Genomic DNA, 12,372 nt, shown 5'->3' on the forward strand with positions numbered 1-12,372 from the left:
AAGGTGGCGCCGCGTTGCTTTGTCTTGCCACATCGGGCAAGGTCGCGCTTACTCGGTCGTGAACGCGGCCGGCCGCCACTTCAGCAAACGGCGCTCGAGCGATGTAAGCAGATAGTCCGCGCCCAGCGCCACCACCGCGAGCACGATCATCGCCGCGAATACGCCGCTGGCATTGAAAGCCCCCTGCGCGGTCGAGATGAGCAGCCCGATGCCCTGCTTCGAGCCGAGGAATTCACCGACGACGGCACCCACCAGTGCGAAGCCGAAGCTCACATGCAAGCTCGCGAGAATCCACGACAGGGCCGACGGAATCACCACCGACATCGTGACCTGACGACGCGACGCGCCAAGAATCTGCGCATTCGCGATCATGTAACGGTCCGCTTCGCGCACGCCCTGGAAGGCGTTGGCAAACACCACGAAGAACACCATCACCACGGCCAGCGCGACCTTCGAGGCCATGCCCAGGCCGAAGGCAATCACGAAGATCGAACCGAGCACCACGCGCGGGATCGAGTTCGCGATCTGGATGTAGAGGCTGAACACGTCCGAGAGCAGCTTGTTGCGTCCGAGCACGATGCCGCAAATGACCCCGGCAATCCCCCCGATAAAGAAGCCGAGCACCGTCTCCTCGAGCGTGACGAGCACCTGCGTCCAGAGCGGTCCCTGCGAAGTGCCTTCCACGCACCAGTCATAGATCTGCTGCACGATCAGCGTCGGCTGCGAGAAGAAAAACGGATCGATCCAGCCCACGCGCGCGGCCAGTTCCCAGCCGCCGAGCCCGATCACCAGAATCGCCACGCGCAGGAAAATCACCAGCGCGCGACGTTGTTTGATGCGACGTTGCGCCGCGGCTTCCTCGCGTGCGAGATCGGCGTCGCCCAATCCTGCCAGCACGGCCTGTTCACTCATGTTCATGCCCTCCTCCTGACGGCAAAGGCACGCGCTGCAACTCCCGGCAACGCGGCCCGCCGATTCACTGATGCGACCCCGTGGGCCGCGAAAACTCGTTCATCCGGTCTCGTTCAACCGATCTTCACTTCTTCACGCAGGTCGGCCCAGATCTCGCGCGAAATCTCGATGAAGCGCTGCTCGTAGCGAATCTCGGACATCACGCGCGGGCGCGGCAAGTCGATCGTGTAGACGTTCTTCAAGGTGGCCGGACGCGCCGTGAGCACAAACACGCGATCGGCCAGCGCAATGGCTTCCTCCAGATCGTGCGTCACGAACACCACCGAACCCGAGGTCGACGACCACAGTTGCAGCAGCTCGTCATGCATGAGCGTGCGCGTCTGCATGTCGAGCGCGGAGAACGGTTCGTCCATCAACAGAATCTCGGGGTTGTTGATGAACGTCTGCGCCAGCGCGACACGTTTGCGCATGCCGCCCGAGAGCTGATGCGGATAGTGGCTGCCGAACTTGTCGAGCCCCACGCGCTTGATCCATTCGTCGGCCTGGGCGTAGGCGGCATCCTTGGACTGGCCGCGAAAGAGCGGGCCCGCCGCCACGTTCTCACGCACGCTGCGCCACGGGAAGACGGCATCGTTCTGGAACACGAAGCCGATGCGCGGATCGATGCCGTTGACCGGCTGTCCCATCACCCGCACGCTGCCCGCGGTCGGGCGCAGCAGGCCGGTGATCATCGACAGCGTGGTCGACTTGCCGCAGCCGGTCGGACCGACGATCGCGACGAATTCACCGCGCGCGACCGACATGCTGAAGTTGCGCAGCGCGACGGTGGCCTTGCCGTCGGGCGAGATGAAGCGGCACGACACGTTGTCGAACTCGATGGCGGGCGTGTCGCGCGAGACGGCGCTCGCTGCGCGAGACGGCGCCGTGGGGGTAATGGTCTGGGTCATGCCCGGCTCCTCAGTTACGTCGAAGGGCAAACGGTGTCGTTGCGGTTTTCTCGGGGTGAGCTCGCCCGCACACCGGACAGTCGTCGGGTGCGGGCGGCTCGTTTGGCGCGGCGGCCGAGGGGACCGCGTGCGCCGGTACTACGAGGTCAAAAGGTGACGCGTGGCGGCGGGCGCCTTACTTCGCCTGGTCGACGAACGCGTTGGTGTAAGTCTTCGACAGGTCGATGTGCTTGCCCTTGACGTTCGGATTGAACGCGGAGAGCACCTTGAGCACGGTCTCCGGACCGCCCTTCGGCATGCGCCCGTCAGGCGAGTACATCGGCAGCGAGTTCTGCAGGGCCTGCAGATACAGGTCCTTGTTCTTGCCGTAGTAGTCCTTGGGCATCTTCTCGGCGATCTCGGCCGCCGAGTGAGTCTGGATGAACTTGAGCGTCTTCACGAATGCCCGGGCGAGCTTCGCGGCCTCGGCCTTGTGCGTGTCGGCCCATGCGCGCTGCACATACAGGCTCGATGCGGGGTAAGCGCCGCCCAGGGCGGCGACCGTGCCTTCCATCGTGCGCATGTCCACGAGCACGGAGGCATCGCCCGTCTTGATCAGTTGCGACGCGGTCGGCTCGGTGGTCATGCCCGCGTCGATCCGGTTCTGCTTCATCGCGGCGATGAACGTGTTGTCCGCGCCCACCGGCAGCACCGAGTACTGCGCCGACGTGATGCCGTGCTTGGCGGCGAGGTACTGCGTGAGGAAGTTCGTCGACGAACCGAGGCCGGTCACGCCCAGGGTCTTGCCCTTCACGTCGGCCATGCTCTTGATGGTGTCGCGGCTCTTCGCGTTGACCAGCTCGACTTCACCCGGCACCTGACCGAAAACGACGATGGCCTCGATTTCCTTGCCCTTGCTCTGCAAGTCGATGGAGTGATCGTAGAAGCCGACCACCGCCTGCACGGCGCCGGCGAGCAGTTCGTTCTCGGCGTCAACCCCGGCCGGCTGCGAGAGCAGCTCGACGTTCAGGCCTTCGTCCTTGAAGTAGCCCAGTTGCTCGGCAAGCTTGGCCGGCAGATAGATCATCTTGGTAATGCCGCCCACCATGATCGTGATCTTGCCGTTGTCGGCGGCGAAGCCCGGCGCGGCGGCCAGCGCCAGCGATGCGCCGACCATGGCGGCCAGAAGGGGTTTCACAAAGGCTTTCGGCGCACGCACGCCAAGGCTTGCTCGCATTGTGGTGTCTCCATCGTTTTAGGGATAATGGCTCGGGCGACGATGTCGGCGCCGGCCGGCCTCGCGTCGTTCGGTTGCGGGCCAGGGCAGCGGCTCTCCATATCGATTCCTCTACCCTGGAGCCGATTGTAGAAAACGGAAGCTTTCATCAAGCTTTCGTCCCATGCAGGTTTTCCGGCGAGATGGATGGGTGTTTACCCGCTGTTGGCTTGCGCCGGCTGCACGGGCACACTCGCCGTCGCGTCGTGCTGCCCCGGGTTGGCCATGCCCTGTACGCGCGTTGTAGGTACCACGCCCTTGCCGTCATGAAACTGCTGCTGATCGAAGACAACGACACCCTCGCCCACTGGCTGGCCCGCATGTTGCGCGACGACAACTTCACCGTCGACGCCGCGCGCGATGGCGACGCGGCCGATCGCCTGTTGCAGACCGAGACATACGACGTGGTGCTGCTCGATCTCATGCTGCCCAAGCTCGGCGGCAAGCACGTATTGCGGCGGCTGCGCGAACGCCGCAACAACGTGCCGGTCATCATTCTGACGGCCAGCGGCTCCGTCGACGAGAAAGTCGACTGCCTGGGCGCGGGCGCCGACGACTACCTCGTCAAGCCCTTCGAGGTGCGCGAACTGATTGCCCGCGTGAAGGCGCTCGCGCGGCGGCACGCCCCCGAGCAGAGTGCCGACCTCGTGTGCGCCGACCTCGCCTATCACTCGGGCACGCGCCAGTTCACGATCGCGGGCACGCCGCTCGCGCTGCCTTCGCGCGAACATGCGGTGCTCGAGATTCTCATGCGCAAGCAGGGCAAGACGGTCGCGAAGAGCGCGCTGGTCGACGGCGTGTTCGGTCTGGACGACGAACCGAGCGCCGACGCCATCGAGATCTACATCCACCGGCTGCGCAAGAAGCTCGAGACGAGCCGCGCGGCCATCATGACCCTGCGCGGACTGGGTTATCTGTTGCGCGAAAAAGATGCTTAGCCTGCGCGTGCGGCTGCTGATGTGGCTGATGCTGCCACTGTCGCTGTATATCGGCGCGAGCGCGTGGCTGGCCTATCGAAGCGCGCGCGATACCGCCGAGCTGGTGCAGGATCGCGCGCTGCTGACGTCGGCGCAGGTCATCGCGGGCGAGCTCACGTGGGTGGACGGCGCGCTTCGCGCCACCGTGCCGCCCTCGGCACTGGAGTTGTTCGCGTCGCCCGCGCGCGACCGGGTGTTCTACCAGGTGATCACGGAGACCGGCCAACTGCTCGCCGGACCGCCCGGTTTCCCGCATCCGCCGCTCTTTCCGCAAACGGGGCCCGCCTATTCGAACATCACGGTCGATGGCGAGACGCTGCGCGCCATCAGCTTCGTGCGCACGATGTACGACTCCGGCAAACCTCACCGCGTTGCGGTCGTGGTCGCCGAGACGATGCGTGCCCACGACGAAATGCTCGCGCAGTTGTGGGAGCCGTCGCTGCACCGCCAGATCGCGATGGCGGCACTCGCCGCCCTGTTGGTGCTCATCGGACTCACGGTCGAGCTGCACCCGCTGATCCGCCTGAAGGACGAAGTCGCCGGGCGCGCGCCGCAGGAGCTGGTGCCGATTCGTGCGGGTCAGTTGCAGACCGAGTTACGCCCCATCGTCGACGCCATCAATCTGTGCATCCAGCGACTCTCGGCCCAGGCGCAGCAACAGCGTCGCTTCGTGGCCGACGCCGCACACCAGCTGCGCACGCCGCTCACCCTGCTCGACACGCAACTGCAATTCGCCGCGCAGCTCGACGACCGCGCGGCACTGGCCGACGTGCTCGCCGCCATGCAGGCGAGCAGCCGCGGACTGAATGACCTGACGAACAAGTTGTTGCTGCTGTCCCAGGCCGAGGCGGCCGACACGCCGGCATTCTCCCGTTCGCGGATCGATCTCGTCGGCATAGCGGCCGGCGTGCTCGAGGAACTGGTGGCGCTCGCCCAGCGGCGCGACATCGATCTGGGACTGGAAACGTCGGAGACCCACGTCTGGGTCACAGGCAACGGCGAGCTGTTTCATGCGATGGTCATGAATCTTGTCGACAATGCGATCCGCTATATCCACGAGGGCGGGCGCGTGACCGTCGCCATCGACCGTCAGGATGGCGCGGCACGGCTGCGCGTAATCGACGACGGACCGGGCATCCAGGCCGAGGCGCGCCAGCGCGTATTCGAGCGCTTCTATCGCAACGCGCCTCCCGGGCAGCCCGGCACCGGACTCGGACTGGCGATCGTCAAGGAGATCGTGGCCGCCAGTCACGGTACGGTGACGCTCGCGCCTGGCGACGACGGGACGGGACTGGTCGTGAGCGTAACGCTTCCCGTGGATTCGGACACCGAAAGCAACGCTCCGTAGGCTACGTCACGCGAAGTCCCTGACCGATGGCGCGCGTGGTATACCCGCGTGCGTGCCTGAAAGAAAATCACAATCGTATGAAGTTGGGATAAAAATTAAGGCGTTACAATCATTTAGCCGTGAGATGTCGTTTGAAACATACGATCGACTGGATGCGCTAGGACAAACCCTGATATATTTGGGGCCTTCGCGAAATCCTCCTCACGCAAGCAAAAACTTCTTGATCCAAATCAAATAGTTAGGCTTCGCTGTCAACCATGCGGTTGCCCACCGCGTGTATTTGTGACGAAATGTAAAGTTTGTTAAATTGAAATGGGTCTCGCCACGTGGGTTGTGGCACGGGACTTTTTCTCTCAGGGATTTGCCTTCATGTCGTATCTCGTCGATCCTGCCGCTCAGGCTGCGAGACGTCGCGCGTCGTCACCGGACGACGCGATGCACGCGCGCGCCGCCGCCCCGGCTTCGGATCAGCCCGCCGCCTGTGACTCGGCGCTGCCGGCGGAGACCGCCTCGCGTGCTGCGCGGGCGGTGGCGGCGCGACCGATGTCGCAAGCCGTTGCGCGCAAGATCGATGCCGCTCGCGAAGCCGAGCGCGCACGTCTGGCGCAGGAGATGCACGACGGGCTCGGCGCCCATCTCACGGCACTGCAGCTGGCGGTTTCGCGTCTCGCGATGCGCCCGCCGGCCGACGCCGCCGAGTGGCAGTCGCTCTGTACCCAGATTCAAACGGCGGCGAGCGCCGCGCAGGACGCCGCGGACGAGCTCGTTGGCCACCACCGCCCGCCCGCGCTGGAAGCTGGCCTCGTGATGGCGCTGCGCGCATGGGTGCGCGGCTTCGGCGAGCAAAGCGGTCTTGCCTGCATCTGGCGTTGCGACGACGTGACGCGCGAGCGCGTGGCACATCTCAATGCCGACGCGATGCTGGCCCTGTACCGTATTGCGCAGGAAGCGCTGACCAACGTCGCCCGACATGCACGCGCGTCGCGCGTGGTCGTGGCGCTCGACGGCAGCCATCGCTCACTCAAACTCACGATTTCCGACGACGGTTGCGGCCTGGCCCGCGGCGCGCGTCGCAAGCAGGGACATTTTGGACTTGTTGGCATGCGCGAGCGCTGCACGGCGCTCGGCGGCACACTTCGTATCGGTCATGGCAATGGCAGTGCTCAAGGATCGGGGACGCTCGTCTGTGCGCGGCTTCCCTGGCACCGGATTCTGTCGTCCCCGGCGGCCGCACTCGCCGCCGGCCATCAAGCCCCGGAATCGCTTGCTCTTCACGGATACGCATCATGACGCTTAGAGTGCTCATCGTCGACGACCACGCCATCGTGCGTCAGGGCGTGCGGCAATTGCTCACCGATAGCGGGAGCATCGCCGTGATCGGCGAAGCCGATTGCGGCGCGGAAGCGCTGGAGATGACCGACGCGGCGCAGTGGGACATCGTCCTGCTCGACATTTCGCTGCCCGACACCAACGGTCTCGAGATTCTCAAGACGCTTCGTCGCAAGCATCCCCGTCTGCCGATCATGATCTTCAGCATGTACGGCGAGGGCCAGTTCGCGCTGCGCGCCCTGAAGGCCGGCGCCGCCGGCTACCTGAGCAAGCGATCGAACGCCCAGCAACTGGTCTCGGCCGTGCGCCAGGTCGCGTCGGGCCGCAAGTACGTGAGTCCGATGGTTGCCGAAACGCTCGCCGACTACCTCGGTCCCGACGCCGACCAGCCGCCGCACGAACGCCTGTCGGACCGCGAATACCAGACGCTGTGCATGATCGGCTCGGGCAAGCGCCTCACGGACATTGCCAACGCGCTCTCGCTGTCGGTGAAGACGGTGAGCGTCTATCGCACCCGCCTGCTCGAGAAAATGCGTCTGAACAACAACGCCGAACTCACGTATTACGTGATGCAACACGGTCTGGTCAGCGCCGAAATGGGCCCGGTCGGCGTGTGATTATCATCGGCCGGTAGCCAACCCGATACCCGATACCCGATACCCGATACCCATCGGAATAAGTACTCACTCCGTGGCCCGCGACAGCGGGCCACGGTCTTTTGGTGCGTCCGATCGCCCCACTGGGAATGTTTTTTCACGGCGCCTGAAAAAATATTTCGTTCACCGCCGAATCTTGCGCCTGACGGCGAAACCGGCGCCGCACGCCGCCCTGATTTTGCCACCCCCGAACCTGTCAGCGCCTTACCGGGCATGAATAGGCGGCAGATTCCCCCTTTCCTTGGCGGATCGATCGTGGCGGAAATTTGTAGACTGATGCATTAGTGTTTTTCCGACATCGACGGGGTCAGTCGATGCGGGTCGGTGAAGCATTTTGCAAAACCACCCTAAATTTTCCCAATGGGCGTCCGATATCCCCTACAACGGCGGCTTTCGGCGATTGGCTGGTGAGCCAAAGTTACGGCGCTTAAGCCGGAGCCAAAAAATCTTTGGGAAAGGAGTTGCTAAATGGCATCCGTCATCAATACCAATATCTTCTCGCTGGTTGCACAACGCAACCTCAGCACCTCGCAGGGCAGCCTGCAAACCTCGATCACGCGTCTGTCGTCGGGCCTGCGCATCAACAGCGCCGCCGACGATGCCGCCGGTCTGGCCATTACCGACCGCATGACCGCTCAGGTCAACGGTCTGACGCAAGCCCAGCGCAACGCCAACGACGGCATCTCGCTGGTGCAGACGGCTGCCGGCGCCCTGTCGTCGATCACCGACAACCTGCAACGCATCCGCACGCTGGCCGTTCAGGCCACCAACGCCACGAACTCGGATTCGGACCGCGCCGCCCTGGACCAGGAAGTCCAGCAGCGTCTGGCTGAAATCAACCGCACGGCGTCGCAAACCCAGTTCAACGGTCTGTCGGTGCTCAACGGCACGATGGGCGTGGCGAACTTCCAGGTTGGCGCCAACGCCGGCCAGACCATCTCGGTCAACCTGACGCAAAGCATGACGACGTCGAGCATCGGCGCCGTGGCAACCGCCAACTCGACGACGAACCCGCTGTCGTTCACGGTCGCCGCCGGCGCCCTGACGATTCAGGACGGCGCCGGCACGGCACAGAACGTTGCCGCCGGCACGTACAACAACGCCAACGATCTGGCCGCCGCCATCAACACGGCAGGTGCGAAGGCTGGCTTCACCGCCAACATCGCTTCGGTCAACTCGTCGGGCCAACTGGTGATCGCCAACACCGACCCGGCTGCCGCACTGACCGTCGGCGGCGCCGACCAGGCCACCCTGGGTCTGCCGGCCACCATCGCCGCAGGCGGCGCAGCCGTCACGTCGACCGGCGTGGCCTCGCAGTTCCAGACCACCCTGTCGACCGGCGACCTGACCTTCACGGTCAACGGCGTTGCCCACGACATCACCGGCACGTTCAAGAACTCGTCGGATCTGGCCACGGCCATCAACTCGGCGAACATCGGCATCAACGCGTTCATCGACTCGACCGGCGCGATGCATATCAGCTCGGGCCAGGCGTTCGCGATCTCGTCGACCAACGCCGGCACGCCGTCGACCCTGACGCAGCTCGGCCTGACCGCCGGCACGTACACGACGTCGGGCAGCCTGGCCACGGCCGACGTGCTGAGCGTGAACAACGCCACGAAGATGCTCTCGCAGATCGACGCGGCCATCACGACGGTTGACTCGTTCAACGCAACGCTGGGTGCAACGCAAAACCGCTTCCAGTCGACCATCTCGAGCCTGTCGACCACGACGCAAAACCTGACGCAAGCGCGTTCGGGCGTGCAAGACACGGACTACGCAGCGGAAACGGCCAACCTGACCCGCTCGCAGATCCTGCAACAAGCCGGTATCTCGATGCTGTCGCAAGCCAACCAGCTGCCGCAGCAAGTGCTCAAGCTCCTCCAGTAATACCGGAGAGCGGCACTGAAGTGAAACCGCACGCGCGAGCGTGCGGTCCGCCGGCGGCGTCACTGCAATACGCGGTGCCGCCGCCTTAAGCTTTACAGACCGGCCTGTTGCGGCACGTCGGCAAGGAAGCCCGAGTTCAACAAAGCGAGAGCAGAAAACATGGCAACTTCAACGTCTTCGACTGGCAGCATCTCCTCCCCCGGTATCGGCTCGGGGCTGGACGTCAACGCCCTTGTCACGAGCTTGATGCAGCCGGCGAACAACAAGCTCACGCTGCTGAAGAACCAGGAGTCCAGCTACCAGACCAAGCTCTCCGCGCTCGGTCAGCTTCAATCCTCGCTGTCCGCGTTCCAGGCGTCGTTGCTGACCCTGTCGAGCGCCTCGCAGTATCTGCAAATGTCGGCCAACGTCGCCGACAACACGATTCTCACCGCGTCGAGTTCCACCGGCGCGGCGGCCGGCGCCTACAGCGTCAATGTCTCGCAACTGGCGCAGGCGCAAAGCCTGTCGACGAGCGGGGTGGCCAACCAGACGAGCGCCATCGGTTCGGGCACCGCAACCAAACTGACGTTCTCGTTCGGTACGATCACGGGCGGCACGCTCACCAACGGTACTTATTCGGGCGCGGGATTCACCGCCAACGCCTCGCAAACGCCGGTCACCATCACCATCGACAGCAGCAACAACTCGCTGCAGGGCATCCGCGACGCGATCAACGCGTCGGGCGCGCCGGTCAATGCGACGATCGTCAACGACGGTAGCGGCACCCCGTACCGCCTCGTGCTGACGTCCAAGACCACGGGCGAGAACATGAGCATGAACATCTCCGCGGCCGCCGGTGGCGACGCGACGATCACGAACATGCTCACCTACGACGCAACGGGCACGCAGAACCTCACGCAAACGGCGGCGGCTCAGAACGCCAAGCTCACCGTCAACGGCCTGGCCATCACCAGCGCCACGAACAGCGTGCAGAATTCGGTGCAGGGCCTGTCGCTGTCGCTCATCAAGACAGGCACCACCACGGTCACCCTGTCCAACAATTCCAGCGCGGTCACCAGCGCGGTCCAGAGCTTCGTCACGGCGTACAACACGCTGCAAAGCACCATGACCACGCTCACCAAGTACGACCCGACGGGTCAGGCCACGGGGGCGCTGATCGGCGACTCCACGGTGACCCTGGTGCAAACGCAGTTGCAGAACATCCTGAACGGCCGCCTCCCGGGCGTGCAAAGCACGGGCCTCTCGTCGCTCGCGCAGATCGGCGTGAACTTCCAGACCGACGGCACGCTCGCACTCGATACCTCGGCGCTGAACAAGGCGATGTCGACGGGCACCGGCTTTCAGCAACTCGCGTCGCTGCTCGCCACGAACGGCATCAGTTCCGACAGTCTGATCACGTACAACAGCTCGTCGACCAAGACCCAGCCGGGAAACTACGCGGTAAACATCACGCAGATCGCCACGCAGGGCACGGCGACCGGCTCGGTGACGCTACCCGCCAGCACCACCATCACGGCGGCGAACAATCAGTTGAACATCCTGCTCGACGGTAACAACGCGAGCATCGTCATTCCGAACGGCACCTATACGGCGGACCAACTCGCCACAGCCATTCAGTCGGCCATCAATGGCAACAGCGTATTCTCGGGCGCCGGCTCCGGCGTGAGCGTGGCGCAGAAGAACGGCATTCTCACGATCACGTCGAATCGCTATGGCTCGGCCTCGCGCGTACAGGTCACGGGCGGCTCGGCTTATGCAGGCGTGTTCGGTACCAATACGCTCACGACGGGCGTCGACGTGCAGGGGACCATCGGCGGCCTGTCGGCCGTGGGCAGCGGCCAGACGCTCACGGGCGGCGCCGGTACGGCAGTGGACGGCCTGAAGCTGACAATCGGCGGTTCGAATACGGGCAGCCGTGGTACGGTATCGTTCTCGCAGGGGTATGCCTCGCTGCTGAACAATCAGGTCACCGACTTCCTCAGCACGAAGGGCGCGATCTCGTCCGCCACGAGCAGCCTGAACGCCACGATCAAGCAGATCCAGCAGCAGGAATCGGATTGGCAGGATCAGATGACGCAGATGCAGAACCGCTATCTCGCGCAGTTCACCGCGCTCGACGCCACGATGGCCAAACTGCAGAACACCAGCGACTACCTCAAGCAGGTGCTGGGCGGTTCGTCCTCGTCGTCCTCGTCCTCGAAGTAATCGAAGTCATCGAAGCCAGCGCGCAACGCTCGACGTCCACGCGCTTGGGAGAAAGTCATGTACGGTCAAAACGCCGCCAATGCCTATCGCAAGGTCGGTCTCGAAACAGGGGTGGTCGCCGCCAGCCCGCATCAGCTCATCGTGATGCTGTTCGACGGCGCCAAGGCAGCGCTCACCAAGGCACGCGTTCATTTCGAGGACGGACGCATCGCCGAGCGTGGCCAGGCCATCTCCAAGGCCATTGGCATCATCGGCGGGTTGCGCGATGGCCTGAACATGGAAGTCGGCGGGGAACTGTCCCGTAACCTGCGCGATCTCTACGACTACATGAGTCAGCGTCTGCTCGAGGCGAATCTCGAGAACGACGTTGCCAAGGTACGGGAAGTCGATACCCTGCTCGAGACGATTGCATCGGCCTGGCGCGAGATTGCCCCGGCTACCGGCACGGGTGTCCCCGCCGCGCAGGCGGGCACCGGAGTGCGCTATGAATGAAGCCACGACTTTGCTGAACTGCTACGAAAGTATTGCCGGCCTCACCGAGCGCATGCTCGGCGTGGCGCGCGACGGCGACTGGGATGCGCTCATCGATCTCGAGACGCAGTACCGCGCGCAGGTCGATTCGATCAAGCAACTCGACGCCTCGCTGCCGCTCACCGAAGACGAGCGAGCGCGCAAGCACGCGATCATCCGGCGCATTCTGGCCGACGATGCCGCCATTCGGGATCTCGTGGTGCCGCGTCTCGCGCACCTCGATGCCATGATCCACAGCACGCGCCGTCAACGTGCCCTGCACGAAGTCTACGGCCTGAACCTGGGTGCCTGACCCGCATCCGATGCGCCGCGGCGCGGC

General features: G+C 64.3%; 11 protein-coding genes. 8 read left to right on the top strand and 3 right to left on the bottom strand.

The annotated features are described in order from the left end of the window. Positions 1–48: 48 nt before the first annotated feature. The 3 genes from W930_RS0117400 to W930_RS0117410 form a co-directional block, all read right to left on the bottom strand. A complete protein-coding gene (locus W930_RS0117400; RefSeq protein WP_023598400.1) occupies positions 49–918 on the bottom strand; it encodes an ABC transporter permease in 870 nt (289 codons plus the stop codon). Positions 919–1,025: 107 nt separating this feature from the next. Beyond that, a complete protein-coding gene (locus tag W930_RS0117405; protein WP_023872611.1) occupies positions 1,026–1,859 on the bottom strand; it encodes an ABC transporter ATP-binding protein in 834 nt (277 codons plus the stop codon). Positions 1,860–2,034: 175 nt separating this feature from the next. Continuing rightward, entirely contained in the window at positions 2,035–3,015 is a 981-nt protein-coding gene (locus W930_RS0117410) for an ABC transporter substrate-binding protein (RefSeq protein WP_369798664.1), read from the bottom strand. Positions 3,016–3,380: 365 nt separating this feature from the next. On the opposite strand from W930_RS0117410, the gene W930_RS0117415 reads away from it, so the two are divergent. The 8 genes from W930_RS0117415 (at position 3,381) to W930_RS0117450 (ending at position 12,345) form a co-directional block, all read left to right on the top strand. Continuing rightward, positions 3,381–4,052 (top strand): response regulator, encoded by a 672-nt coding sequence (locus tag W930_RS0117415; protein ID WP_023598397.1) that lies wholly within the window; start codon positions 3,381–3,383, stop codon positions 4,050–4,052. Further along, entirely contained in the window at positions 4,045–5,439 is a 1,395-nt protein-coding gene (locus W930_RS0117420) for a sensor histidine kinase (RefSeq protein WP_023598396.1), read from the top strand. The genes W930_RS0117415 and W930_RS0117420 overlap by 8 nt, the downstream gene beginning before the upstream one ends. 369 nt (positions 5,440–5,808) lie before the next feature. Then, the gene (locus W930_RS27900; protein WP_051519086.1) at positions 5,809–6,729 is read left to right on the top strand and encodes a sensor histidine kinase; all 921 of its coding nucleotides are present in this window, start codon (positions 5,809–5,811) and stop codon (positions 6,727–6,729) included. Continuing rightward, positions 6,726–7,385 carry a response regulator transcription factor gene (locus tag W930_RS0117430; RefSeq protein WP_023598394.1) on the top strand — a complete coding sequence of 220 codons (660 nt, stop codon included), beginning with the start codon at positions 6,726–6,728 and terminating at the stop codon, positions 7,383–7,385. The genes W930_RS27900 and W930_RS0117430 overlap by 4 nt, the downstream gene beginning before the upstream one ends. 507 nt (positions 7,386–7,892) lie before the next feature. Beyond that, positions 7,893–9,314, top strand: a complete 1,422-nt coding sequence (locus tag W930_RS0117435; RefSeq protein WP_023872615.1) for a flagellin — start codon at positions 7,893–7,895, stop codon at positions 9,312–9,314. A 159-nt stretch (positions 9,315–9,473) separates the two neighbouring features. Beyond that, positions 9,474–11,522, top strand: a complete 2,049-nt coding sequence (fliD, locus tag W930_RS0117440) for a flagellar filament capping protein FliD (RefSeq protein ID WP_023598392.1) — start codon at positions 9,474–9,476, stop codon at positions 11,520–11,522. Between the two features lie 57 nt (positions 11,523–11,579). Beyond that, complete coding sequence (gene fliS / locus W930_RS0117445; RefSeq protein WP_023598391.1) at positions 11,580–12,014, top strand: flagellar export chaperone FliS; 435 nt, start codon at positions 11,580–11,582, stop codon at positions 12,012–12,014. Continuing rightward, on the top strand, positions 12,007–12,345 hold the full coding sequence (locus tag W930_RS0117450) for a flagellar protein FliT (RefSeq protein ID WP_023598390.1): 339 nt from the start codon (positions 12,007–12,009) through the stop codon (positions 12,343–12,345). Before fliS ends, W930_RS0117450 begins: the two co-directional genes overlap by 8 nt. Positions 12,346–12,372 lie beyond the last annotated feature (27 nt).

The organism is Pandoraea sp. E26, from assembly GCF_000681415.1.
Classification (GTDB): domain Bacteria; phylum Pseudomonadota; class Gammaproteobacteria; order Burkholderiales; family Burkholderiaceae; genus Pandoraea; species Pandoraea pnomenusa.

What these genes read in the sequence shown, in the direction of transcription:
- fliS (WP_023598391.1), top strand. Translation starts at nt 11,580, where the DNA reads ATGTACGGTCAAAACGCCGCCAATGCCTATCGCAAGGTCGGTCTCGAA.
- W930_RS27900 (WP_051519086.1), top strand. Translation starts at nt 5,809, where the DNA reads ATGTCGTATCTCGTCGATCCTGCCGCTCAGGCTGCGAGACGTCGCGCG.
- W930_RS0117405 (WP_023872611.1), bottom strand. Translation starts at nt 1,859, where the DNA reads ATGACCCAGACCATTACCCCCACGGCGCCGTCTCGCGCAGCGAGCGCC.
- W930_RS0117420 (WP_023598396.1), top strand. Translation starts at nt 4,045, where the DNA reads ATGCTTAGCCTGCGCGTGCGGCTGCTGATGTGGCTGATGCTGCCACTG.
- W930_RS0117430 (WP_023598394.1), top strand. Translation starts at nt 6,726, where the DNA reads ATGACGCTTAGAGTGCTCATCGTCGACGACCACGCCATCGTGCGTCAG.
- W930_RS0117415 (WP_023598397.1), top strand. Translation starts at nt 3,381, where the DNA reads ATGAAACTGCTGCTGATCGAAGACAACGACACCCTCGCCCACTGGCTG.
- W930_RS0117410 (WP_369798664.1), bottom strand. Translation starts at nt 3,015, where the DNA reads ATGGTCGGCGCATCGCTGGCGCTGGCCGCCGCGCCGGGCTTCGCCGCC.
- W930_RS0117450 (WP_023598390.1), top strand. Translation starts at nt 12,007, where the DNA reads ATGAATGAAGCCACGACTTTGCTGAACTGCTACGAAAGTATTGCCGGC.
- W930_RS0117400 (WP_023598400.1), bottom strand. Translation starts at nt 918, where the DNA reads ATGAACATGAGTGAACAGGCCGTGCTGGCAGGATTGGGCGACGCCGAT.
- fliD (WP_023598392.1), top strand. Translation starts at nt 9,474, where the DNA reads ATGGCAACTTCAACGTCTTCGACTGGCAGCATCTCCTCCCCCGGTATC.
- W930_RS0117435 (WP_023872615.1), top strand. Translation starts at nt 7,893, where the DNA reads ATGGCATCCGTCATCAATACCAATATCTTCTCGCTGGTTGCACAACGC.